Origin of the sequence: Acinetobacter albensis, from assembly GCF_900095025.1 — a bacterium.
GTDB classification, from domain to species: Bacteria; Pseudomonadota; Gammaproteobacteria; order Pseudomonadales; family Moraxellaceae; genus Acinetobacter; species Acinetobacter albensis.
Genome location: NZ_FMBK01000010.1, coordinates 98,694 through 124,196, shown reverse-complemented (window position 1 = coordinate 124,196; position 25,503 = coordinate 98,694). Strand labels below are relative to the sequence as shown.

Sequence of the window (25,503 nt, the reverse complement as noted above, 5' to 3'; positions counted from 1 at the left end):
AGAAAATTTCTACTTTAAATTACTCAATCCATTAAAATAGCCCAGACAATCGGGCTATTTTTAGATGGAAAATTCATGTTAGAAAGCAATTGTCCCTGCGGACGTGGCCATTATCGTGAATGTTGCCAACCGCTACATCAGGAAAAAATCAAAGCGCAAACTGCAGAGCAATTAATGCGTTCGCGTTATAGTGCATTTGCCCGGCAAGAGATTGAGTATCTCGTAAAAACCACGGCTATTGGGCAGCAATCCGAGTTGGATGTAGCGGCCATGGCGGAGTGGAGTCAATCTAATCAGTGGCTTAAACTCGAAATTGTCCAGAGCAAAGAACAACTAGATAAAAATCATGCACAAGTTGAGTTTAAAGCGCATTATCATGATGGGACAAATATAAATGTTCATAATGAGGTGTCTCATTTTGCGCACTATGCAGATGCATGGTATTTTTTAGATCCCACCCTAGAAATACAGATCACCATGAAGCAACCGTGTATTTGTGGCTCAGGAAAAAAATTTAAACAATGTTGTGCGCAATATTTATAATTTTAGCTTAAATTTGTCTTAGAATACGCGCATCAATTCCCCTCAGTGGAACAAGGGCAATGTTACTACTCGTCATTTATATTATTGCAATTACAGCCGAAGCAATGACAGGCGCATTGTCGGCAGGTCGACGTAGTATGGACTGGTTCGGAGTAACACTGATTGCTTGTGTTACGGCGCTCGGAGGCGGTTCAGTTCGCGATGTATTACTCGGTCACTATCCATTGACTTGGGTCAAACATCCAGAATATTTAGTGCTGACTTGTGCCGCGGCTTTTGTCACTATTCTCATTGCTAAATGGATGCGCCATTTAAGGTCTATCTTCTTGATTTTAGATGCGATGGGATTAATTGGCTTTACCGTCATTGGTTGCCAAATTGCGATGCAAATGGGACACGGTTTTGTTGTTTCAGCGGTAGCGGGTGTACTGACTGGGGTATCAGGCGGGATTTTACGCGACATTTTATGTAACGATGTGCCTTTGGTGTTCCGTCGTGAATTATATGCCAGTATTTCCTTTGTTTCCGTTATTTGCTACTGGGTCTGTCAAGAAATTGGCTTATCTATGGAAGTCACCGTTATTTTTACGCTGATCTTCGGTTTTTCTTTGCGTTGTATTGCGATTTATTTCGGTTTGGAAATGCCAAAATTTATTTATAAAGATGATGATGATCAATCGGCATCTTCTCGAGATGCATCATAATATTGAAATAAAAATGATTATTTTAGATAGATCATATCAATTTTTGATGATATTCAAACAAGTGAATAAAAAGAAAACCTGTTGAGAAAACAGGCCACCGCCTTTCACTCAATGAGAGTTGTTGTTATGGATTTAGTCTCACGCGTACAACGCTTACCCATCGGAAAGTTTCACTATACCTTGCTCTGGGTCATTGGTCTGGGTTGGATGTTCGATGCGATGGATACGGGTTTAATTGCCTTTATTTTGACCAGTATGGCAGAAGAATGGAACATGAGTGCCAGTGAAAAAGGCTGGGTTGTGTCTATTGGTTTTGTGGGTATGGCGATCGGGGCCGTATTTTCAGGTGGGTTGGCCGACCGTATTGGACGACGTACCGTCTTTGCCATGACCTTGGTGATTTATAGTATTGCGACCGCTTTATGTGCTTTTGCGCCAAATTTAACGTGGTTATTGATCTTTCGTTTTATTGTTGGTTTAGGCTTAGGCGGACAACTTCCTGTTGCTGTGACTTTAGTCAGTGAATATATTCCAGCACATGTCCGTGGGCGCTTTATTGTTTTACTGGAAAGTTTTTGGGGTTTGGGCTGGCTGGTGGCTGCACTGGTTTCCTATTTTGTTATTCCAAGTTATGGTTGGCATATTGCTTTTTTAATTGGCGGTTTGCCGGCGCTTTATGTCTTTATGATTTTGAAAAAAGTACCCGAATCGGTACCATATTTAATCAATCGTGGTCGTGTTGAAGAAGCACATGCTTTGGTGCAAAAACTGGAACGTCAATGTGGCGTAGAAGTCATTGACTATATTGAAGTTAAACCCGTTGCAGAAAAACAAAATATTTCTTTTCGTCAGCTTTGGTCAGGTCCATTTGCACGTCGTACTCTGATGCTTTGGCTCATTTGGTTTGGTATTGTTTATTCGTACTATGGCATTTTTACTTGGTTACCCAGTTTACTGGTCAAGCAAGGCTATAGCATAGTACAGTCGTTTGAATATGTTTTGATCATGATTTTGGCGCAATTGCCAGGCTATGTTGCGGCAGCATGGCTGGTTGAAAAGTGGGGACGAAAACCCACTTTGGCAAGTTTTATCGGGATGTGCGCTATCGCTGCCTACTTCTTTGGTCAAGCGAATACGGTAAACATGATTATGTTTTGGGGCTGTCTGCTGTCATTCTTTAATTTAGGCGCATGGGGCGTCCTATACACTTATACGCCTGAACAATATCCGACCAATATTCGGGCTTTTGGCTCAGGTTGGGCTTCCGCCGTTGGACGGATGGGCGGGATTGTCGCACCTATTGTCGTGACTCATCTCATGATCATGGACAATGGTTTTAGTCAGGTCTTTATGATGTTTACTGCTGTATTGTTAGGCGTGGCTTTGGTCATTTTAATTTTAGGTGAAGAAACCAAAGGCAAAACGCTAGAATCCATCGGTTTATAGCATCTTGATACAGAGCAATTGATTTTTGATTCCATTCGATGGCATCAAATGAATAATTTTAGGTCATAAGACATTAATTGTCGCACAGTGTAGTGGACTGCTCTTGTGTCGTTAGCATCTGCGACATAGCATACAGCTATAGATAAAAAACGAATTATTGAGGACTTTAGCCTTTCATGACCAGCATTGTGCATCAAGCAACAGAAAATCGTTCTGTCGCCGAATTTACTGAACAAGCTTATCTTAATTATGCCATGTACGTGATCATGGATCGTGCATTGCCGCATATTAGTGATGGTTTAAAACCTGTACAGCGCCGTATTGTATTCGCTATGAGTGAGCTGGGCTTAAAAAATAGCGGTAAACCAAAAAAATCTGCCCGTACTGTTGGTGATGTATTGGGTAAATACCATCCACATGGTGATTCGGCCTGTTATGAAGCGATGGTGCTGATGGCACAGCCTTTTAGTTATCGCTATCCCTTTATTGAAGGACAGGGTAACTGGGGTTCACCCGATGATCCGAAATCGTTCGCAGCCATGCGTTATACCGAAGCCAAGCTATCACTCTATAGTGAAGTGTTGTTGTCTGAACTGGGACAAGGCACCTGTGATTGGCAGGATAACTTTGATGGGTCAATGAAAGAGCCCGTGAGTTTACCTGCACGTGTACCCAATATTTTGCTCAATGGCACCACAGGGATTGCCGTTGGGATGGCCACTGATATTCCACCGCACAACTTGCGTGAAGTCATTAAAGGCACTATTGCACTCATTCGTAACCCAAACTTAAGCGATGAAAAAGTAGCAGAATATATTCCCGCTCCCGATTTGCCGACTAAGGCAGAAATTATTACTGCTGCTGATGATTTGTTGAAAATTCAAATCACTGGGCGTGGTAGTTACCGTATGCGCGCAGTGTACACGATTGAAAAAAATGAAATCGTGATTACAGATTTACCCTACCAAGTGTCAGGTTCAAAAATTATCACCCAAATAGCAGATCAAATGCAGGCCAAAAAACTGCCTTTGGTGAGTGATGTACGAGATGAGTCTGACCATAAAAATCCAACTCGTTTAGTCATAGTACTGCGTTCTAACCGAATCGATGCAGAATCGGTCATGAGCCATTTGTTTGCTACGACTGATTTAGAGTCGAGCTATCGTGTCAATATGAACATGATTGGTTCGGATGGTCGTCCACAAGTGAAATCCATTCGCCGAATTTTACTGGAATGGATTGAAATTCGTAAAAATACGGTCACGCGTCGACTGCAATATCATTTAAATAAGATTGAAAAACGCCTGCATATTTTGGCTGGATTAATCATCGCATATTTAAATATTGATGAAGTCATTCGGATTATTCGTGAAGAAGATCAGCCTAAACCTGTTTTGATGTCACATTTCAATATTGATGAAATTCAGGCCGAAGCCATCTTGGAACTCAAGTTACGGCACTTGGCTCGTCTTGAAGAAATGGAAATGCGCAGCGAACAAGAAGAATTAGAAGCCAAAGCTGCGATTATTCGTGAACAATTGGCCAATCCAGAATCACTCAAAAATCTGATCATTACCGAACTTAAAGACGATGCGAAAAAATTTGGTGATGATCGACGTTCACCTATTGTGCAACGCGCCGAAGCAACTGCGATTAATGAGCATGATATGTCACCCGCTGACCCTGTCACGGTTGTGCTTTCTGCTGCTGGTTGGATTCGCTCAGCAAAAGGACATGATGTAGATGTAGAAAATCTGAACTTCCGTGCTGGAGATCAATACTTAAGTCACACGCAAGGCAAAACCAATCAACGGGTCTATGTTTTGGATGAGACTGGGCGCAGTTATGCGCTTGCAGTCAATAGTCTACCTTCTGCACGAGGTTTAGGTGAACCTTTAAGTTCCAAACTTGCGCCAGCCAGCGGCATCAGTTTTATTCAAGTGCTGATTGCTGAAGATGAAGATGAAATCATTGCTGTGAGTTCGCAAGGCTATGGTTTTAAATCACAGGCGAAACAACTGGATACCAATGCAAAAGCAGGTAAAAATTTCCTGACTGTCTCAAAGGGTGCTCAGGCTTTGCCACTGCAAACGATAGAGATGCATACGCATTTGGCTATTTTGAGTAGCGTCGGACGTTTGCTACTACTTGATTTGTCAGAATTGCCTATTTTAAATAAGGGTAAAGGAAATAAACTGATACAACTTGAAGCTAAAGAATATATTTTATCGATGAAATTGTGTTCTTTAAATGAAATAATTCAAGTGGTTGCAGGACAGCAACAGTTGAAATTAAAAACCGATGATCTTCAAAAATATGTCGCTAAAAGAGCGACCAAAGGTCATCTATTACCACGAGGCTATCAAAAAGCAAATAAACTGTTCATTCAAAGATAAAACTAGCATCCATTGATCAAAATACGTTATATATGATGGGTATTTGTGTAAATGGATGTCATGTTATGCATAAACAAGTTAAAGAATGACGCATAACATTGAAAAACAGTTAGAACTAAGGATTTACATTGGAGAGAAGGGCATTATGGAAAAGATTTGGTTTGCTGAGTACCAAAAAACAGGAATTCCTGAAACTGTAGAATTGCCAGCAGAAAATACCTCGCTTGTTGACATTTTTGAAAGTAATTTTAAAAAATTTGGTTCCCGTGAAGCCTTTATCTTCATGGATAAAGTGATCACTTTTAACGAATTAGATGCAGCCAGCCGCAAATTTGCGACTTATTTGCAAAGTCTAGGTCTGGCAAAAGGTTCACGCGTTGCAGTCATGATGCCGAATGTCCTTCAATATCCAGTGGTTGCTATTGGTGTACTGCGTGCAGGTCTAATCTTGGTGAATGTCAACCCACTGTATACGTCACGTGAGTTGGAACATCAATTAAATGATTCTGGTGCAGAAGGCTTAGTTATTATTGAAAATTTTGCCAGTGTTTACCAAGCAATTTTAGGCAAAACACCTGTGAAGCATGTTGTGGTGGCTTCCGTCGGAGATATGCTGGGAACGTTAAAAGGCACATTGGTGAATTTTGTTTTACGGTCAGTGCGTAAGCAAATTCCAGCTTGGGATATTCCAGGACATATTAAATTTAATGCGGCCATGTCAAAAGTGAGTGCCAGCAATTATAAACGTCCAAATTTAACTTTAAGTGATACTGCAGTACTTCAATACACGGGTGGTACCACAGGTGTGTCGAAAGGGGCAGAATTGACCCATCGCAATCTGGTTGCAAACTTATTGCAATGTGATGGTATTTTCCAAAGTAAATTTGGTGCACAAGACGGTTCTAAAGATGACCGTATTTTTTGTGCGCTACCGCTTTATCATATTTTCGCATTCATGGTTTGTGCCATGTATGGTATGTATAAAGGGCAGGCAAATGTCTTGATTCCTAATCCGCGTGACTTACCAGCGGTGATGAAAGAGCTACGTAAATATCAACCAACGTTCTTCCCAGCAGTAAACACATTGTTTAATGCTTTGGTCAATAATGAAGAATTTAGACAACTTGACCATAGCAAACTTAAAATGGCAATGGGTGGCGGGATGGCAGTTCTTGCTTCTACGGCTGAAGCATGGAAAAAAATTACAGGATCAAACATTATCGAAGGTTATGGTTTGTCTGAAACCTCACCTGTTGCTACTGCGAATCCACCAGCCGCGACTGAATTTAGTGGTACGATTGGTATTCCATTACCGTTAACTGAAGTTGCAATTTTAGACGATGATGGTAACGAAGTGGCTTTGGGCGAACAAGGAGAAATCTCGATTCGTGGTCCTCAAGTCATGAAAGGCTATTGGAATCGTCCTGATGAAACAGCAAAAGTCATGACAGCAGATAATTTCTTCCGTACGGGAGATATTGGTGTGATGGATTCACGTGGTTATGTGAAAATTGTTGACCGTAAAAAAGACATGATTTTGGTGTCTGGTTTTAATGTTTATCCATCTGAAATCGAAGAAGTCATTTCTACCCATCCAAAAGTGCTGGAAGTCGCGGCAATTGGGGTGCAAGATGAAAAATCAGGTGAAGTACCAAAATTATTTGTTGTGAAAAAAGATCCATCGTTGACCACAGAAGAAATTCTTGCATTTGCTAAAGAAAACTTAACTGGTTATAAACGCCCTCGTTATGTCGAGTTCATTGATGAATTACCAAAATCTAACGTAGGTAAAATTTTACGTAAAGATTTACGTAAAACCAATTAAATCGATATGATCTAAAAAAGCGCCATTCAATGGCGCTTTTTTATTGGTTTTTCATTAACCAACGATCCATATAGGGGCGGCCAATACCAAAAATACCGACAAAAATAAACATCGTACCAAACTGCCGACTAAAGCCAGGTAAATGAAATGCACCATAACTGAGCCAGTTATCAATCAGGCAATAGATTAAAATAATTGCCCACCAAAGATGTAGGTTTTGACGTTTAATCGTGACCATCCATAAAGCGATCACCAAGATAATCAGTGTTCCAATCGGGGATCCAATATTCATATTGGCGCAAATGGTCGCAACTAAAAAGGCCACAATAGGCAATACAATTTTAAGTACGCGGTCAAGTTTACGTTGATGTTGCTGCTGCTTGTCTAATTTATCAAACATTTCTTGTTGATCTGGATTGATCATAATAAAACCTGAGTCCTCATGAATAAAAACATTATAATTTAACAAAAAATATTATTGAAACACCATGCTATGATATCGGGCAGAAAATCTGAATGAGAAAAATGAAATGCAGAGTATAAGCGGAATCGTCTATCTCATCTTAATTGCATGTTTATTGCCTTATGTATTTACGATGATCGCAAAAAAAACAGCAGGTTTTAAAGGCCGAGATAATCAAAATCCGCGCGAATTTTTGGCGAAATGTGATGGCTTAGCAGCACGTGCGAATGCGGTACAACAAAATAGCTTTGAAAGTTTACCTTTATTTATCGCTGCAATTTTAATGGCAGAATATATGGTTGTTCATCAAAGTGTCATTATGACTTTTGGGACTGCCTATATTATATTGCGCATCCTCTATGGTATTTGCTATTTAGCCAATTGGGCCACGTTGCGTTCAATTGTCTGGATCTTATCTTTGTTGTGCCCAATTTGTTTATTATTTTTGGTCATCAAATTAACGTAAAATAACGGGGTAGATTGCAAATATATATTTTGGCCCACCAGATGTATAATCACCACGTTATTTAATTCTCAAAAAAACGCTATAATCGTGGCGGTTTAAATAAGATTTAACTTTTAAAGAGTGATGCTATGAGCTACAGCAATATCCCACCAGGTAAAGATGCACCAAACGACATCTACGTGATTATTGAAATTCCTGCCAATGCCGCGCCGATCAAGTATGAAATTGATAAAGATTCAGACGCGTTATTTGTAGACCGTTTTATGGGTACAGCGATGTTCTACCCTGCAAATTATGGCTATGTGCCAAATACTTTATCTGAAGATGGTGACCCATTAGATGTACTGGTTGTGACGCCACATCCAGTTGAACCAGGCTCAGTCATTCGTTGCCGTCCTGTCGGCAAGTTGAATATGGAAGATGATGGTGGTATCGATGCGAAATTAATCGCAGTTCCACATGAAAAATTATCTCCAATTTATAAAGATATTAAAGAGTATACGGATCTTCCACCTTTACTGATTCAACAAGTAGAGCATTTCTTTGCGCACTACAAAGATTTAGAGCCAGGAAAATGGGTCAAGTTGACTGGTTGGGAAGGTTCTGAAGTGGCTAAACAAGAAGTCTTAAAAGCCATTGAAGCTGCAAAATAATTAAGTTTAAATTTTTATTTTTTTAAAAATTGAGCTGAATAAAAAAACCTGCATCAAAAGGATGCAGGTTTTTTTTAATTTAAAATTTGTGATGAATTAAAATAATTTTACAGGAATATCAAGGAATAAACGCCATTCATTGGTACTGCCAATATAAGCGCTATCATAAGCACTGTTTGCGCGGTAAATGGAGTTACGTACGCGTAAGCTGGCATCTTTAGCAAAACCGCTTTGAACCGTGTATTTTACTTGGTTAAAAATCTCACGTTCTTTACCTTCTTGATTGTTACCAGCAACTTCAATATCCCAGCCATAGACATAAGCCGTGGTCCAATTTAAACCAGGAACACCTATTTTACCGAAGTCTAAGTTGTATTGAACTTGTGCTGATTTTTCATGATTACCCACAAAATCAGACAAATATGAGTTCGGTAAGTAAACGCTTTGGAAACCATCGGCATTTTGACCGTAATCATAGCCTGTGTTACCGGTATTTTGTTGATACGCCAACATCATATTGTGAGGACCGTAATTATAAGAGCCAGAGACTGCCCAAATATTATTGCTACGACCATCAATATTTTCATTTCCAAGAGTTGAAGAGTAAGTAGTCGCGTCTTGATCCCATTCAGTATGATAGCCACTGAAGTCATAGGTTAAAGAGCTACCATTTGCCAAAGAATGTTTATAATTGGCATTGATATAATGACGTTCTAATTTATCTTCGCTGTTTAGACCATAGTAAGAGGCATTTAAAGCATCATTAAATTTGTATTTAGCACCCCAAACCACTGCGCTGTCTAAATTATTGCCATCGCTATTGATTTGTTCTGACATCTGATTTTTCGTAAATTTACCCGCGGTCAATTCTAAACCTTTAATTTCACGACTGGTCGCTAGAAAACCTTCGAAGTATTCTGGCACCATACGACCCGTATTGCTGGCCAGTACAGGTAAATCTAAAACTTGAGTACCGTAGCGAATATCTGTATTTGAAATACGGGCTTTTACATTGGCACCACCACGTTCCCAATGATCGTAAGTATCACCAGCATTATCGGTGCCATTCAATGTTTCACGTGGAATCATATTGTTACTGGCATTCTTATTTGCGCCTAGTTTAAATGAAGCATCGCCAACGACGCCTACACCAAAACCAACTACACCTTGTGTATAACCAGAATCGAGCTTAAAAATGGCAGATTGGGCTGCCGAACTTTGGTCTTTTACACCGACTGTTTTTTTATCACGATTAATATAGCCTGTGCGAAATAGAACAGAACCTTCAGCATCTTCAATAAAGCCTTTAGCTTCACTTTGTTCGTTTGCATAAGCTGAAGAAATTAAAGCAGCTTGAATCAAAATGGCTAAACTAAGTTTTTGTGTTTTTTGCATGGGGGAGAAGCCTTATACAATACAAAATTAAAAAAATTGAAGGAATTGTATACGGATTGTAGAAGAATAAAATCTTTTTTCATTGCTTTTATTTCATTAAATTTATGCATTATTTGAATAATAAAGTATTTAATAAATTGAACGAACATTAAAATTCTAACTTTTCTCAGAAAATTTGATTTAAAACAATTATATATTTTGTTAATAAGTGATTTTTTATGTAATCTATATTTCATATAGACCTATATTTTTAGGGATTTTAGTTGCTTATACTTTGGTCTAATATGTCGTTCTATAAGGTTTTTGGTGGATTTTGATTTAATCTAGAGATTAAAAAATTAGAGTTTTTTGTATTTTTATTGCTTAATAATTTAACATTATATTAAAAAAACAACGTTATTTAGAACAGGGAATTTTAGATTTTTTCATTTTAAGAACACCTGAAATATTGGTTTATAATTGAACAAAAGTTATAAAATATGTTTAAAAACCAGAACTAATTTTTTCTATGTTGCAGATTTTTTATTTATTGAGAGCCACTAAACGCACATCCAATTTTTAATAAAATTACGTTATTTATATTGTTTTAGTTCTCTTCATAAATAAGAAATTTAAATGATGCAGTGTTCTTCATTGTGTTATATGGATTAGCGTGAACTGTTTCATATATTCATAGGTGAAGAAAATTTTGGATCATAAAAACATTCATTGAGCATGTAAGAAAGAGCATGGTTTTAACCTTGCCATAATTGAATATATTCAATTCAATAAAACTGAGTTTTTTGAAAGCGTGCACTTTTTCTAGGCAGAAAAAATATTTTGATTAAAAAATAGTCTCAAAAAGAAGCAGCATAAAAATTGGTGACTATTTTTATGGTCAGGCGCATCAAAACCTATCTTTGATACATTGAGAAAAACAAAGAAGGAATATTTTCTTATCTTTAGTGAATTTAAATAAACCAATGAAAAACAATAATATATGTGTGTGTAGGAGCTTGGTTTTTAATTAATTCTTAGTTTTGGCACAGCATTTGCTATTAGTTCCATGAGTTTATAAAAAATGAATGGGGATGCTCAAATGTTTAAAAAAATATGTCTAATCGCTGCTTTAACAGGTATTTCGGCTACTGTATTTGCTGATGAGACACCAGCATTACCTTATGGTTTGTCGTTCAGTGGAACTGCGGCTTTAACTTCAGATTATCGTTACCGTGGTATGACTCAAACCTTTAACGATCCATCAGTACAAGCAGGTTTTGTATTGTCACATGAGTCAGGTGCGTATGCGGGTGTTTGGGGATCAAATGTTGATTTTGGCGGGACGGCGCATATTGAACTCGACCCTTATATTGGTTATGCAACGACTTTAGATAATTTTGCTCACAAACCATTACTCGATGTCGGTTTATGGTACTACGCTTACCCAAGTGAAAGTGACTTAAACTGGTTGGAACTATACGGTAAATTGACTTTCAATGATGTATTGGTGCCAGGTGCAAGTTTATTAACAGCTGTTAATTATACCAATGATTTCTTGGGCTTAGATACAGATGCTTGGTATCTTAATGCAACGTATGCGGTACCTTTTGGCACCACCGGTTTTGGCGGTGTGGCTGCATTAGGTTATACCCAAGCAGATGAGGATTATTTTGGTGGGGAAGACAGTTATATCGATTGGAAAGCGGGTGTGAGCTATTCATTTGCTTCTGTTGATGGCTTATCTGCTGAATTAGCTGCTGTAGGTACAGATATTGATACCGATGGCATGACTCATGCTGGCAAACGTGGCGTAGACACAGGTGCAGTGTTTACCTTAACCAAAGCCTTCTAAATTTAAGTTTAAAGATTAATAAAAAAACCTCTAAAGTAATTCTTTAGAGGTTTTTTATTATGTCCGTTCAAGGGCATGAATAATTTTGAACCATCATTAAACAACTTAGAAAATTATATCATCTTTAAAGTATGGCTTCGATTCAGCAAAAAAATGGCTAAATTCCGATGAGACATTTGCTTAATCCATTTCTAATGATTGCTTCAAAATTTAATTTTGTTGTGCGCGATAAGACAACGCTTCAGTTAGATGTTGCGTTTGAATTTCGCTGTGTTCAGACAAATCTGCAATACTGCGCGCTACCCGTAACACTCTATGATAAGCACGTGCAGATAAATTTAATCGTTGCTGAGCCATTTCAATGATTTTTTGTGCTTGTGGGTCTAAGACCACATATTGTTCAAGTTGTTTCGGACTTAAAGCATGATTTAAACAATTTTGTCGTTGTATTTGTCTTTGGTAAGCTTGAATCACACGCTCACGCACAGTCTGAGAATTTTCTACAGGAGTGGTGTCTTGTAACTCGGTTGCTTGCAAAGGTGGGACATCCAAATGTAAATCTATACGGTCTAACAATGGCCCAGAAATACGATTTTGATAACGCTTAATAGCATCAGCTGAACATTGACAACGCACATCTTGATTAAATGCATAACCGCAAGGGCATGGATTCATGGCTGCAATCAATTGAAAGTTTGCAGGAAACGTCATTTGTCGAGAAGCACGCGAAATCACGATTTCTTTCGATTCTAAAGGCTGTCTGAGAACTTCTAAAACTTTACGATCAAATTCAGGTAGCTCATCTAAAAATAACACCCCTAAATGCGCCAAAGTAATTTCGCCCGGTTTAGGATGTGAGCCACCACCGACTAAAGCAATTGCAGAAGCAGTATGATGTGGTGCACGAAAAGGGCGCTGTCCAAAAGTGTGCACAGTATTGGCAACTGAATAAATTCGTGCGACTTCTAAGTTCTCTTGCATATTTAAAGGAGGCAATATACTGGCAAGTCGCGAGGCTAAAAGTGTTTTTCCTGTTCCTGGAGGTCCTTTAAATAATAAGGAATGTCCACCTGCTGCAGCAATTTCCAATGCACGTCGAGGTCGAAGTTGACCTTTGACATCGGCCAAATCACACTGATACTGATCGACTGCAATTGGCATCTGAACTTGGTATTGCGGAATAGGCTGTTGCTTAGATAAATGTTCACAAACATCTTTTAAATGCTGTGCCGCGAAAACTTCAAACTGAGGAAGTTGTGAAGCTTCTTGTGCATTTTGTTTAGGTAGAATAAGTTGATGTCCCGATTGCTGACAGGCAATCGCAATACTTAAAATTCCTGTCACTGAACGAAGTTGGCCATCTAAAGCCAGTTCTCCAATAAATTCTAAATTGTCTGTGGCATTTTCTGGAATTTGTCCCGATGCTATTAAAATACCCAATGCAATGGGTAAATCAAGCCGTGAGCCATCTTTGGGTAAGTCTGCGGGCGCTAAGTTGATGGTTAGACGTTTGGTCGGAAACTGAAACCCACTGTTAATAATAGCGGATCGTACACGATCTTTACTTTCACGTACCGCTGCTTCGGCCAGACCAACAATAGTTAAAGAAGGAAGCCCTTGACTGACATGAACTTCAACTTCAATCAATGGTGCATGTAGCCCCAATAGACCCCGCGTAAAAATTTTCGCAAATGACATTTTTATTATTCCATTAAAGTGCGTTATTTTTAATCATTTTATAAAGTTTAATGCACTGAAAACGCGCTTATTTATTGTTGTAGATCTTAATCTCTAAAGCTTCAACCTGTTTAAGCAGTTCATTTAAGCGCAAATTGGCATTGTTGAGTGCAGTACGTTGTCTCTCTATTTCATCTTTGGAGACTAGATCCATTTTGGATACGGCTTCATTGAGTAAAGCACGTAAATTATGTTCGACATCCTTTTTAGGCTGCTCTATTTGTTCCATGATTGCTTGTAATAAAGTTTCGATCATTGTGAAGTTCTATAATGATGGATAAGTGTGCACAGTGTAACATTGGTCATGCTTAGACCATAGCGCTTATCGATCAGATATCAGAAGCCCAGATCTATAAAATCGTTAATTTTATAGTAAAAAAGTTTATTTTTGAAAATCAAACGCCGACTAAAAGAGTAAAATAGGTTATAAAGAAAACGCGTGTTAAATACTTTTATTCCCCCAACCTTAGAAGTTTTGGCACGAATTTTGAACATAAAACCTTACTGGTGAAAGAAGCCGAAGGAAACCAACATGAAGCTTGTAACTGCAATTGTAAAACCCTTTAAATTAGATGACGTGCGTGAAGCACTCTCTGAAATTGGTGTTCAAGGGATCACCGTAACTGAAGTCAAAGGTTTTGGTCGTCAAAAAGGTCATACAGAACTTTATCGTGGCGCTGAATATGTCGTTGATTTCTTACCTAAAGTCAAAATTGAAATTGCAATTAGTGATGAAATGGTTGATTCAGTTATTGAGTCGATTACACGCGTTGCCAGCACAGGCAAAATTGGTGATGGCAAAATTTTTGTGACGAATCTAGAACAAGTCATTCGTATTCGTACGGGTGAAACAGGTGCGGATGCTGTTTAATTTGGCATGAAGTTTGCTGAGTACCTAGTAACTCAAAAAACTAGGTTGGGGGATACCAATGAAAAAAATGCTTATTGCGCTCAGTTTGTCTGGCGCACTTTTAGGTGGTTCGGTTGCATGGGCTGAAGAAACTGTAACCGCAGCCACAACTGCTGAAAATGTGGCAGTCGTTGAAACAACTGATACATCATTAACAACGAATTCTGAATTGGCTGTAGCACCTGCTCCAGCAGCAACACCTGTCGAACAAGAAGTCAAATTAGATACAGGTGATACCGCGTGGATATTAGTTTCTACTGCGTTGGTTCTACTGATGACGATTCCAGGCTTAGCGTTATTTTACGGCGGTATGGTACGTAAGAAAAATGTGTTAGCGACCATGGCGCACAGTTTTGTGGCCGCTGCGATTGTCAGTATAACTTGGGTTGTAATTGGTTATAGCTTGGCTTTTAGTGAGGGCAATGCTTTTGTGGGAGGCTTAGATAAAATAATGCTTTCAGGCATTACCACAGATGCATTAACGGGCACTATTCCTGAAATCTTGTTTGTTATTTTCCAAATGACATTTGCCATTATTACTGTTGCTATTATTACTGGCTCAATTGCAGAACGTATGAAATTTGGCGCTTTTGTTGCCTTTATTACGGTTTGGAGCGTTGTTGTTTACGCACCAATTACCCACTGGGTATGGGGTGGTGGTTGGTTAGGAAATGATGGTGCGCTTGACTTTGCTGGTGGTACCGTGGTGCATATTAACTCTGGTGTCGCTGGTCTAGTTGCGGCCTATATGCTCGGAAAACGTATGGGCTTGGGCCGTGAATCTATGGCACCGCATAATCTGACTTTGACGGTTATTGGTGCGAGTTTGGTTTGGGTCGGTTGGTTTGGCTTTAATGGTGGTTCTGCACTGGGTGCAAATGGTTCTGCAGGTTATGCTTTGGTTGTAACGCAAGTGGCAGCAGCAGCAGCAGCAATCGCATGGTTAATTACAGAGAAAGTGGTACGCGGTAAAGCATCGGTTCTTGGTGGTGCATCTGGCGCAGTTGCAGGCTTAGTGGTCATTACTCCTGCGGCAGGCTTTGTAACCGTCAGTGGTGCACTTGCAATGGGCTTAATTGGCGGAGTGGTATGCTTCTGGGGCATTACTGCACTTAAACGCTTACTCAAAGCTGATGATTCATTAGACGCTTTTGGTCTACATGGCGTGGGTGGTATTGTTGGTGCGCTTTTAACAGCGGTATTTGCCAGTGATTTCATTATGGGGGATAAAGCACCGACCGATATGTTACATCAATTATGGATACAAACAGAAGGTGTGCTTGCGACTATTGCTTACTCAGCAGTGTTGACATTCATTATTCTTAAAGTGATTGATGTGGTGATGGGGTTACGTGTGGCGAGTGATGATGAACGTATGGGCTTGGACTTAAGCCAACACGGTGAACGTGTAGAATAATACAGACATACATTATCAATATATTGTGTGAAACAGCCCGAAAGGGCTGTTTTTTTTCCATATATTGCGTAAGCCTCTACAAAGCACAGAATTTTTGCTACACTTTAAATCCGATTTGATTTGTTCAATTAAAGTGCTATGCATTGCCCATTTTGCAACGCCTCAGATAGTAAAGTGATTGATTCACGATTGGCAGCCGAAGGTTGTCAGATTCGTCGCCGTCGTGAATGTATCAGTTGCGGAGAACGTTTTACCACCTTTGAAACTTATGAAGTTGTGATGCCGCGGGTCATAAAATCTGATGGTAAAAGTGAACCTTTTGATGAAGCGAAAATGCGTCGTTCCTTGATGCATGCGCTACAAAAACGTCCTGTGACACAAGAGCAAATTGAAACTGTACTCAGCGATATTCAATTACAAATTCGTCGTTTGGGGGAACGTGATGTCAAATCACGTACCATTGGGGAAATTGTTATGCAATCCTTGTTTGCCCTTGACCATGTGGCCTATGTGCGTTTTGCTTCGGTTTATCAAGACTTTCAAGATGTAGAAGCATTTCGAGATCAAATTGAACAAATGCAACAACGTGAACATTAAGAGTTTAAAGATGTCTAAGTTCAGCCAAGACTCTATTCAGCATGATCATAGGTGGATGCAACGTGCAATTGAATTGGCACGTCTTGGCTGTTACTCAACCAAGCCCAATCCGAATGTTGGCTGTGTAATTGTTAAAGACGGTCAATCCGTCGGGGAAGGTTTTCATCCTCAAGCTGGACAACCCCATGCAGAAGTCTTTGCTTTGCGTCAGGCAGGTAAGCTTGCACAAGGGGCAACAGCCTATGTGACTTTAGAACCTTGTGCACACTATGGTCGGACACCACCTTGTGCCAAAAGTTTGGTGGAAGCGGGCGTTGCTAAAGTCATCGTGGCATGTTCTGACCCCAATCCATTGGTGGCAGGCAAAGGTGTACAAATTTTAAAAGAGGCTGGCATCCATGTTGAAGTCGGGCTATGTGAAATAGAAGCTCGTCAATTAAATCTTGGATTTTTAAAAGCCATGGCAACCGGCATGCCTTATGTACGTTTAAAAGTAGCGTCTAGTTTAGATGGTCGTACCGCGATGGCATCGGGCGAGTCGAAATGGATCACTTCAGCTTTAGCGCGCCAAGATGTACAACACTGGCGAGCGATTTCCAGTGTTGTGATTACAGGAATTGAAACGGTGCTTGCAGATGATTGTCAGCTGAATGTGCGTCAATTAGACGGCGTAGCTGATCTAAGTACTGTTGTTCAACCGAAACGCTTAGTCCTTGATCGTCAAGGACGTTTGCCGCTTCATGCGACAATATTACAGCAGCCTGAAACGGTGATGGTTATGGGGCCTTTTCGTCAGGAGCTTGCAGATTTAGGCGTGCTACAATTTAGCATCCAGTCTTTAACAGACTTGTTGCATACTCTAGCGACACAGCACCAAATTTATGATGTGATGGTGGAGGCTGGAGCAACATTATCTACTGCTTTTTTACAACAGCATTTGGTTGATGAGATGATCAGTTATGTTGCCCCGACTTTTTTAGGTCAAACAGCACGTGCAATGTTTAATGCAGATTTTACCTGTATGGCAGAGCAACTTCGATTTAAGCTTATAGATGTTACCCAGTTGGGCAATGATGTGCGCTTAAGGTTAATTCCTTTCCAAGAGACAATATGAATTCAGAGTCTTCGGTTTATCATAAGCGTCGTCATTCAGCACGTACCACAGACGAATATCTTTTTAATCAGCTTGTTCCATATTTAGGCAATAAGCGTCGTTTGTTGCATCTTATTTTAGAAGCACTTGAGAGTACAGGAACTTTAAATAGCAAAAATGGTCGTTCGCCCATTTTTGCGGACTTTTTCGCAGGTTCAGGCGTGGTTTCACGTTTGGCCCGTCAAAATGGTTATCGGGTGATTGCCAATGATTGGGAACCCTATAGTCATGCTTTAAACAGTGCTATTTTATCTTGTACAGAAGCACCTGCTTTTAAGGAGTTAGGTGGTTATCAAAAAGCGATTGATTACTTAAACCGCTTGCCTGAAGTGAAAGGCTGGGTGACGCATAACCTCTGCCCACGTAATGATGAAATTTATGATCCTTCTCGTGATCGTTTGTTTTTTAAACGACGCAATGGGATGCGGATTGATGCGATTCGTCAGCAAATTGCCACTTGGCAGGCGCAAGGCGCGATTGACGATGTTGAAATGTCGGCTTTGCTGGCCCCGTTATTGTATTCGGCCAGTTTTGTCAGTAACACGAGTGGTGTATTTAAAAGTTTTCACCATGGTTGGGGGGGGAAAACTCAAACCGCTTTAGAGCGAATTGAATCGTTACTGTGGCTCACACCGAGTCGCTTTTGTCCGATGGGTGAACCGAAAAAACCTGCTGCAGAAATGTGGTGTGTGGATGCACAACATTTGGCCAATCAAATGCGTACTTTTGAGGTGGATGTGGCTTATCTTGATCCACCTTATAATCAGCATGCCTATAGCAGTAATTATCATGTGTTAAACGCTTTGACCCTGTGGGATCAGGTCGATTTACCTACCCCAGACACTAAAGGGTTTAAAAGCGGAATTGATCGTGCATGGCGTAAAGAGCGCCCAAGTCAGTACAATTCTTCTAAGTATGCCAAAGAAGCTTATGAAAAGTTGGTGGCTACCATCAACGCACGTTATATTCTGACCAGTTATTCAACCGATGGTAATATTGAGGCCGCAGATTTATTGCAAGCCAATTTAAAACGTGGGCGGGTCACTTTACTCACTCAAGATGTGCCACGTTATCGGGTGAGTAAGCAGCGTCAATCAGAACGCGCCCGAGTGTTAGAATTTATTGTAATTACTGATACACATGCCAAATCTGGACCACCGCTACGCCAACTTTTAGGTCAGTTATATCATTTTGCCGAATTGGGCGGTGTTGATACCACTGGTGTAAGTACACAACTTGCTTTGTGGTAAAAACCATCAGAGAAATAGAGAAAAAATTATGTTTACAGGTATTATTGAAAGCTTAGGCAAAGTGGAAAGCGTACAAAGCGTAGGTGGTGATGTCCGTTTACGAATTGGAACTGAGTTAGACATGTCGGATGTACATTTAGGGGATTCGATTGCCACCAATGGTATTTGTTTAACCGTGATTGAATGGGGTGAAAACTGGTATGCAGCCGATGTATCGCGTGAAAGTTTAAACCGTACTACGCTTGGCACTTGGAAAGTTGGGCAGCGCGTTAATGTTGAAAAGGCAATGTTACCAACCACACGTTTTGGTGGGCATATTGTCAGTGGACATGTCGATGCTGTGGGCGAAATTACTGTTGTACGTGAAGATGCGCGTTCAATTTATTATGAAGTGACTGCACCTGCTGAAATTGCCAAATATTTGGCCGAAAAGGGCTCCGTGACGGTTGATGGCATTAGTCTGACCATTAATCATTTGCGCGGCAATATCATTAGCCTGAATTTGATTCCACATACTGCAGATCGAACCAATATCGGCACGTGGAAAACGGGTGTAAAAGTCAATTTAGAAGTGGATGTTTTGGCTCGTTATATCGAACGTTTAATGTTGGGTGATCAAGCAGCTGATACACAGCAAACTTCTAAATTAAGTATGGCTTTTCTAGCCGAAAATGGTTTCTTGAAATAAAAATCTATAAAATAAAAAAGCAGTCTTATTGAAAAATCAGGCTGCTTTTTTTGTGTCTTTGTATCATTTTAAGCTATTGTATTCAGAACACAGAAAAGCTGGAAAAGGTAAAAATGCTTGAGTTTTTAATGCATCTTGAACAATGGTTGCCGACCTTATTAGACCAGTATGGTCTGTGGATTTATGCCATATTATTTCTGATTATTTTTGCAGAAACAGGTTCAGTGTTTATGTTTTTCCTGCCAGGAGACAGTTTGCTGATCGCAATTGGTGCACTTTGTTCAACGACAGATGTCATTCATTTACCCTATATGGGTGCGTTACTTTTTAGTGCAGCTGTATTGGGCTATAGCGTTAATTATTATACGGGGAAGGTATTGGGGTTTAAGTTTTTTCACGCGCATTCACGATTTTTAAAACCAGAATATATTAAGAAGACCAATCATTATTTTACCAAACATGGTGGTAAAACTATTTTAGTGGCGCGCTTTATTCCTTTTGTACGTTCTTTTGCACCCTTTGCTGCGGGGGCAGGGCATATGAATATATTAAGTTTTACTGCATATAATATTGCAGGAAGTTTGATTTGGATCTTCTTATTGTTGGGAATAGGTTATGGTGCAGGCAATCTGCTAGAAGTCGCCGTTGATTCATTTTAACTTTTAAATTTAGAACTTATTTAACTCAATTTTTGATTTATTATAAATTTTAAATGATTCTAATCTTTGGTAAGAATGAGGGCGCTAGGGCTTATCCAATAACTTAGTTGGGCAGCTAGTGAGGCTTACTCCCCTTTTTTCGCTTCACGGGAAATATAGAAGCAATTGAGTGAAAGTTGGTAGGGTGAATGCATAATTTTTAAGCAGATATACTGCATTTTCACCTGAGTGCAATGCAGCAATCTGAGTTGAAATTTACTCCAAGATATCCGTTTTTTCGTCCTGAATGAAATCATATTCAACGAGAATTTAGATCATCTCATTCAATAGATTGATTTTAAGACATAAGCATTTTTGAAATCGATATTTTATTTAGATGACAAAAAATAAATTCAATTTCAGTTGTTTAAAACTTATACCAAAGGTTTTGGTTTTTCTGCTGAAAAATCTGAATGCTCTAAAATATATTGAATTTCTTCTTGGCTGGCTTGGTGCAATTTAGCACGAAATACAGTCACTGCTTGTTCAATCAAGGTTTCTGCTTCTAATTCAAGACGTAAACGTACACTTTCGAGTTCTGATAAAATTTGATTATCCTGAATAGAAAGTATGCCCTTGGCAAAATTTAGCGCTGAACCTTCAGGATTTTTATGATACCGCGCTGTATAGGTTTGCGTTTCACGTTCTAGATTTTGACGAATAAAATTTAAAGTCTGTGTTTGCTCAATAAATTGTCGTACTTCATCCTGTTGTAAGCTTTCAGCAAATGCTTTTTGTGCTGCGCGTTTATTTGCTAAAGACTGTTCTAAGGCATGTTGACGACGTAACCGTGCGTCTTCAATCAGTTGAGCTTTGCGTTCTGCATAAGCAGTTTCCATTTTCTCAAACGATTGTTTTTGCGCGAGTTCATCTTTTTCTAACCATTTTTGCGTATTGGTTTCAGGTTTAAGTACGTTACAGACACGATAAAGGTCATCAATAAATGTCTGACGAACAGCATCAGGCACATTTAACCAGCGCTGTTTAAAATCTTGACCGACATTTAATGCCACCATGCATCTCCTTGTTTCAATTGTTCGGCTACAGCTTGAAGGTTCGTGGTTCAATACCGAATTGTCGATATTGCTTAAACTTTTTACGCCCCAGTTGTTTGGCCGTTTCGTTATTTTCAATAATTTCTATAATGTGAACAAATTTATCAATCTGTTCAAGCGCTTGATTGTTAAAATTAAACACAATCCAATCTGCTTGTTCAGGCAGTCGAGAGGAAATACAAACCGTGGCCTGCTCTTGGTCAATGCCGTGTGGAATAAAACTACTGGCATCAAAAGTCCATAACTGTTCATCGAGTTGCTGCTGCAATTCTGGATGGTCGCAATAAAGCCAGATACGTTCTGATTTCTTCAAAATCTTACGGCATAAACGGCAAGTACTTTCCACTTGCCGTTCATTGCTTTTTTCAAATAAATAAAAGCTAACTTTAGCCATTTGCTTGTGCACGATTGGCTAAAAATTGCATCAATAAGGGTACAGGACGACCTGTTGCACCTTTAGCCGCACCTGAGTTCCATGCTGTTCCTGCAATATCCAAATGTGCCCAGCGATACTCACGAGTAAAGCGTTGCAAGAAACAGGCAGCAGTCACCGCACCTGCTTTAGGACCACCAATATTGGCAATATCTGCAAATGGAGAGTCTAACTGTTCTTGATAATCATCGATCACTGGCATACGCCATACGCGGTCAAATGAGCTTTGTCCCGCAGCCTGAATTTCAGCAGCAAGTTCATCATCTGGTGAGAACATACCCGTGAGAACTGAACCTAAAGCCACTACACAAGCACCTGTTAATGTTGCGATATCAATGACTAAAGCTGGCTTATAGCGTTGGATATAGGTCAGGGTATCACAGAGCACCAAACGACCTTCTGCATCGGTGTTTAAAATTTCGACCGTTTGTCCACTCATGGTCGTCACAATGTCACCTGGACGTGTCGCATGACCAGAAGGCATATTTTCAGCGGCTGCAATTGCACCCACAACATGAATGGGCAATTTTGCTTCACAGAGTGCACGCATGGTGCCTAATACAGAGGCAGCTCCACACATATCATATTTCATTTCATCCATACCAAGACCGGGCTTCAGTGAAATACCACCTGTATCAAAAGTTACGCCTTTCCCGACCAGCACAATCGGAGCTTGTTCAGCTTGAACTTTATATTCAAGTGTGATTACACGACCTGGGCGGTCTGATCCTTTGCTTACGGCCAGAAAGGCATGCATGCCTAAATCTGCCATTTGCTGTTCGTTAATCACAGTCACTTTGAGTAGTTCAGGATATTCTACGGCCAAGGCTTGCGCTTGCTCAGCCAAATACTCAGGGAAACAAATATTACCCGGACGATTTCCTAAATCTCTTGCCCAACTTTGACCTGTTTGTACTGCATGAATTAAGTTGAGTTGTTGCGGATTTAAAGCACTATCGGTTGAAATAAGATGAATCGTTTCAAGAATGCAGTGATTTTTCTTCGATTTGTATTCATCAAAAATATAATTGGCTTGCGTTAAAGCCAGAGCAAATAAATAATGTTGTTCAGATGTTAATGCAGAAATATCAATACTGATCTGTTTGAATTTTTTTTGTGACGCTTTGATAATACTTTGTGCAATTTTTGCTAATTTGGCTGGGGAAAGATCGTTTGCTTTATCGATACCCATGAGTACAGTATGATTACACTGAGCAACTTTGCCGATCAGTGTTAGGCTTTCAGTTAAGCTGCTTTTAAATTGTGCAGCCTCTATTATAGTGTTTAAATCATTGATTTTATAAGTAGAAGCAACCTTTTGTAAGTGCTCAGAATCCACTAATATCAACAAATATGGACTAGACGTATTCTCTTGAAATGACGTATTAATTGTAAGTTTCATGTGCTGTCTTCGTGCCTTTGAACGTTTGCAAACCATTAAACCATTGAAACATTTATATGAATAGAGTTTCAATGCACAACAGCAGTATAGGTTTTATATTTTCAACATTCGGGTAAACTAACACTCGTTTTTATTAGCCTCTTTTTTGGAAGAATTAATTTGATTATTCGGCGTTATCTGGTCAAGCAAGTGGTGTCTACATCCTTGGTTGTGATTGCCTTATTGACCTTAATCATGATGGGTGGTCGACTGATCAAATACTTTGGCGTTGCAGCGCAAGGGCGTTTAGATGTCAGTATTTTGTTTAGCATTATTGGCTATCGATTGCCTGAGTTTTTAACGCTTATTCTTCCACTGGGCTTTTTTATTGGCTTAATGTTGGTGTTTGGTCGTTTGTATGTCGACCATGAAATGGCGGTTCTCAATGGAAGCGGGGTGAGTCGACATCAGTTGGGGCGCTTATTGATTCCCATCACCGTGGTTTTTTTGGCTGTACAAGCGGTGTTAATGATCTGGATGTCACCTTGGGGAATCCGTCAATTTGAAGCACTCACCACCAATCAAGCGGTGCGGACGGGTTTTGACTTGGTTCGACCCAAAGAATTTATTTCCTCTGGCCCCTATACGATTTATGCGGGCGATTTGTCGGAAGATCGGCGTAATTTAAAAGATGTCTTTTTTTATCAGCGTGCTGAAAAAGCGGATAAACCCGATGTGATGATTTTGGCCAAAGAAGCTACTCGCGTAGAAGTGGCCAATGAAACTGCCAGTATTGTCGATTTGGTGGAAGGACGTCGTTATGAAATTTTTCCCGGTCAACCTAAATATACACAAGCAGAATTTCAGTCCTATCGTTTACGTTTAGAAAGTGATAGTGAAGCCAAGTTTGAAAGTGCAGAAGTTGAAGCCCTGCCTATCTCCAAGCTATGGAGCAATCGCGATGATGCAGTCGTGGCTAGTGAATTAGGTTGGCGTATTTTTGTTCCATTTTCTCTGATTGTGGCCTTGGCTTTAGCGCTGGCGCTTTCCGAAGTGAGTCCTCGTCAGGGACGTTATTTAAAACTTTTTCCTGCCTTACTTATTTTTGCCAGTTTAATTGTGGCCTTAATGGCGGTAAAAACACGAGTTAGTAAAGATGAAATGGGTATTGCAGCTTATCCATTGGTGTTGGCGGTCTATGGAATAGCAGCAGCTTTGTTTTCGAGAAAACAAAAACTTGCACCTAAAATTAAAAAGCGCATTCAACAGGTGAGGTCATAAAATGTTAGCACGTCGAATAGTCGCCAAACATGTGACCAAAACCACAGCATTAGCCATGTTGGGTGCAACAGCGGTCTTATCGGTGTTACAAGTCCTGTTTACTTACTTGGGTGAATTAGGCGCTTTAAATGAGAATTATAACGCATGGCAAGCCTTACTCTATGTCATGTGGGGAGCACCTCGATATTTATATGAAATTCTACCGATTGCTGCACTGATTGGAGCGGTACTTGGTTTGGGTACCTTGGCATCCAATAGCGAATTGGTCATCATGCGCTCAATCGGGATTAGCTTGTGGCGTATTGTGGGTTGGGTCATTCGTTCTGCTTTAATTTTGGTGATTTTATCTTTTGCACTGAGTGAATGGGTGATTCCATACACCAACGAACAAGCCAAAAGCGTTAAAGATCACCGGAGTGTAAGTGCACTAGGTGAAGTCAAAGGCTATTGGACCCGAGAAGGGCAGCGTTTTATTTATATTGATTATGCCAATGCTCAAGGGCAGCTTAAACACGTTCAAGTGGTCGATTTCGATGAAGGTTATCATTTAAAAGGCGTGCTTAATGCTGCGCAAGGTCAATTTGTAAAAGATGGTGATTGGAATCTAGAACGTGTATCGCAAGTTGATATTTTGCCTCAAGGTAATGCAACTTTGGTCAATGCTGCACAACTTCCGCTTTCACTGGCGTTGCAACCTAAATATGTACACATGGTCACGATTGATCCAGAAGATTTATCACCCAGTCAATTGATCAGTTTTATGAGCTATATGCAAGAATACAGTCAAGTGCCTAAAACCTATAAACTCGCATTTTGGCAAAAAGTGGCTTCGCCATTTGCCTTAATTGCGTTAGTGGTCATTGCCTGTTCATTTATTTTTGGCCCATTGCGCCAACAATCGATGGGCTTTCGTTTGGTGATTGCATTGTTTATTGGTTTAAGTTTTTTCTATTTACAAGATTTTTTGGGTTATGCAAGTTTAGTTTATTCGCCTTCACCGGCGTGGTTTGTGTTTGTACCCATTATTTTAATGATGTTGGTTGGCGGTTATTTACTGCGCCGTGCGCGTTAGAGTTAGAGTTAGAAAGCTTTATATAGAATGCCGAGATTAGTTTGGACTAATCTGTAGATAGAGTCTTCACCGAAAATTCGGTAAGATATCACCCTGAAATTGTAAACAA

The 25,503-nt window shown here is 39.9% G+C and carries 24 protein-coding genes; 17 read left to right on the top strand and 7 right to left on the bottom strand.

Features of this window, described 5'->3' with window-relative positions:
- Nucleotides 1–75: 75 nt before the first annotated feature.
- The 5 genes from GA0116959_RS09845 (at nt 76) to GA0116959_RS09825 (ending at nt 6,914) form a co-directional block, all read left to right on the top strand.
- Nucleotides 76–543, top strand: coding sequence for a YchJ family protein (locus GA0116959_RS09845; RefSeq protein ID WP_092720552.1), 468 nt, complete (start codon nt 76–78; stop codon nt 541–543).
- Nucleotides 544–602: 59 nt separating this feature from the next.
- Nucleotides 603–1,247, top strand: a complete 645-nt coding sequence (locus GA0116959_RS09840) for a trimeric intracellular cation channel family protein (RefSeq protein ID WP_053578990.1) — start codon at nt 603–605, stop codon at nt 1,245–1,247.
- Between the two features lie 126 nt (nt 1,248–1,373).
- Entirely contained in the window at nt 1,374–2,693 is a 1,320-nt protein-coding gene (niaP, locus tag GA0116959_RS09835; RefSeq protein ID WP_092720551.1) for a niacin transporter NiaP, read from the top strand.
- A gap of 176 nt (nt 2,694–2,869) precedes the next feature.
- Nucleotides 2,870–5,089, top strand: a complete 2,220-nt coding sequence (parC, locus tag GA0116959_RS09830) for a DNA topoisomerase IV subunit A (RefSeq protein ID WP_092720550.1) — start codon at nt 2,870–2,872, stop codon at nt 5,087–5,089.
- 145 nt (nt 5,090–5,234) lie between these two features.
- The gene (locus tag GA0116959_RS09825; protein WP_053578987.1) at nt 5,235–6,914 is read left to right on the top strand and encodes a long-chain-fatty-acid--CoA ligase; all 1,680 of its coding nucleotides are present in this window, start codon (nt 5,235–5,237) and stop codon (nt 6,912–6,914) included.
- Between the two features lie 40 nt (nt 6,915–6,954).
- On the opposite strand, the gene GA0116959_RS09820 is transcribed toward GA0116959_RS09825, so the two are convergent.
- Nucleotides 6,955–7,338, bottom strand: a complete 384-nt coding sequence (locus tag GA0116959_RS09820; protein WP_053578986.1) for a hypothetical protein — start codon at nt 7,336–7,338, stop codon at nt 6,955–6,957.
- Nucleotides 7,339–7,444: 106 nt separating this feature from the next.
- Here GA0116959_RS09820 and GA0116959_RS09815 point away from each other — a divergent pair, with 106 nt between their 5' ends.
- Nucleotides 7,445–7,843 carry an MAPEG family protein gene (locus tag GA0116959_RS09815; protein ID WP_053578985.1) on the top strand — a complete coding sequence of 133 codons (399 nt, stop codon included), beginning with the start codon at nt 7,445–7,447 and terminating at the stop codon, nt 7,841–7,843.
- Between the two features lie 128 nt (nt 7,844–7,971).
- On the top strand, nt 7,972–8,496 hold the full coding sequence (gene ppa, locus GA0116959_RS09810; RefSeq protein WP_053578984.1) for an inorganic diphosphatase: 525 nt from the start codon (nt 7,972–7,974) through the stop codon (nt 8,494–8,496).
- A gap of 96 nt (nt 8,497–8,592) precedes the next feature.
- Here ppa and GA0116959_RS09805 read toward each other — a convergent pair whose 3' ends face one another.
- Entirely contained in the window at nt 8,593–9,891 is a 1,299-nt protein-coding gene (locus tag GA0116959_RS09805) for an OprD family outer membrane porin (RefSeq protein WP_092720549.1), read from the bottom strand.
- Nucleotides 9,892–10,969: 1,078 nt separating this feature from the next.
- Here GA0116959_RS09805 and GA0116959_RS09795 point away from each other — a divergent pair.
- Nucleotides 10,970–11,722: a TorF family putative porin gene (locus GA0116959_RS09795; protein ID WP_092720566.1), complete on the top strand. Its 753-nt coding sequence runs from the start codon at nt 10,970–10,972 to the stop codon at nt 11,720–11,722.
- A gap of 210 nt (nt 11,723–11,932) precedes the next feature.
- Here the strand turns inward: GA0116959_RS09795 and GA0116959_RS09790 are convergent, their stop codons facing one another.
- Together GA0116959_RS09790 and GA0116959_RS09785 are read right to left on the bottom strand one after the other, a co-directional pair.
- Nucleotides 11,933–13,420: a YifB family Mg chelatase-like AAA ATPase gene (locus tag GA0116959_RS09790; RefSeq protein ID WP_053578981.1), complete on the bottom strand. Its 1,488-nt coding sequence runs from the start codon at nt 13,418–13,420 to the stop codon at nt 11,933–11,935.
- A gap of 67 nt (nt 13,421–13,487) precedes the next feature.
- On the bottom strand, nt 13,488–13,715 hold the full coding sequence (locus tag GA0116959_RS09785; RefSeq protein ID WP_053578980.1) for an accessory factor UbiK family protein: 228 nt from the start codon (nt 13,713–13,715) through the stop codon (nt 13,488–13,490).
- A 276-nt stretch (nt 13,716–13,991) separates the two neighbouring features.
- On the opposite strand from GA0116959_RS09785, the gene glnK reads away from it, so the two are divergent.
- The 7 genes from glnK (at nt 13,992) to GA0116959_RS09750 (ending at nt 20,133) form a co-directional block, all read left to right on the top strand.
- Entirely contained in the window at nt 13,992–14,330 is a 339-nt protein-coding gene (gene glnK, locus GA0116959_RS09780; protein ID WP_004650081.1) for a P-II family nitrogen regulator, read from the top strand.
- Between the two features lie 58 nt (nt 14,331–14,388).
- A complete protein-coding gene (locus GA0116959_RS09775) occupies nt 14,389–15,786 on the top strand; it encodes an ammonium transporter (RefSeq protein ID WP_053578979.1) in 1,398 nt (465 codons plus the stop codon).
- Nucleotides 15,787–15,924: 138 nt separating this feature from the next.
- On the top strand, nt 15,925–16,383 hold the full coding sequence (gene nrdR, locus GA0116959_RS09770) for a transcriptional regulator NrdR (RefSeq protein WP_092720547.1): 459 nt from the start codon (nt 15,925–15,927) through the stop codon (nt 16,381–16,383).
- A 10-nt stretch (nt 16,384–16,393) separates the two neighbouring features.
- Entirely contained in the window at nt 16,394–17,497 is a 1,104-nt protein-coding gene (gene ribD / locus GA0116959_RS09765) for a bifunctional diaminohydroxyphosphoribosylaminopyrimidine deaminase/5-amino-6-(5-phosphoribosylamino)uracil reductase RibD (protein WP_092720546.1), read from the top strand.
- Nucleotides 17,494–18,786, top strand: a complete 1,293-nt coding sequence (locus tag GA0116959_RS09760) for a DNA adenine methylase (RefSeq protein WP_092720545.1) — start codon at nt 17,494–17,496, stop codon at nt 18,784–18,786. The genes ribD and GA0116959_RS09760 overlap by 4 nt, the downstream gene beginning before the upstream one ends.
- 28 nt (nt 18,787–18,814) lie before the next feature.
- Nucleotides 18,815–19,474: a riboflavin synthase gene (locus GA0116959_RS09755; RefSeq protein ID WP_092720544.1), complete on the top strand. Its 660-nt coding sequence runs from the start codon at nt 18,815–18,817 to the stop codon at nt 19,472–19,474.
- Between the two features lie 113 nt (nt 19,475–19,587).
- Complete coding sequence (locus tag GA0116959_RS09750; protein ID WP_053580267.1) at nt 19,588–20,133, top strand: VTT domain-containing protein; 546 nt, start codon at nt 19,588–19,590, stop codon at nt 20,131–20,133.
- 413 nt (nt 20,134–20,546) lie between these two features.
- Here the strand turns inward: GA0116959_RS09750 and blhA are convergent, their stop codons facing one another.
- The 3 genes from blhA to GA0116959_RS09735 are packed head-to-tail and all read right to left on the bottom strand — an operon-like array spanning nt 20,547 to nt 23,062.
- Nucleotides 20,547–21,188 carry a cell division protein BlhA gene (gene blhA / locus GA0116959_RS09745; protein WP_227552571.1) on the bottom strand — a complete coding sequence of 214 codons (642 nt, stop codon included), beginning with the start codon at nt 21,186–21,188 and terminating at the stop codon, nt 20,547–20,549.
- Nucleotides 21,189–21,213: 25 nt separating this feature from the next.
- Entirely contained in the window at nt 21,214–21,621 is a 408-nt protein-coding gene (locus tag GA0116959_RS09740; RefSeq protein ID WP_092720543.1) for a DNA polymerase III subunit chi, read from the bottom strand.
- Entirely contained in the window at nt 21,614–23,062 is a 1,449-nt protein-coding gene (locus GA0116959_RS09735; RefSeq protein WP_092720542.1) for a leucyl aminopeptidase, read from the bottom strand. The genes GA0116959_RS09740 and GA0116959_RS09735 overlap by 8 nt, the downstream gene beginning before the upstream one ends.
- Nucleotides 23,063–23,221: 159 nt before the next feature.
- Here GA0116959_RS09735 and lptF point away from each other — a divergent pair, with 159 nt between their 5' ends.
- On the top strand, nt 23,222–24,322 hold the full coding sequence (gene lptF / locus GA0116959_RS09730; protein WP_053578971.1) for an LPS export ABC transporter permease LptF: 1,101 nt from the start codon (nt 23,222–23,224) through the stop codon (nt 24,320–24,322).
- 1 nt (nt 24,323) lies between these two features.
- The gene (gene lptG, locus GA0116959_RS09725; RefSeq protein WP_092720541.1) at nt 24,324–25,394 is read left to right on the top strand and encodes an LPS export ABC transporter permease LptG; all 1,071 of its coding nucleotides are present in this window, start codon (nt 24,324–24,326) and stop codon (nt 25,392–25,394) included.
- Nucleotides 25,395–25,503 lie beyond the last annotated feature (109 nt).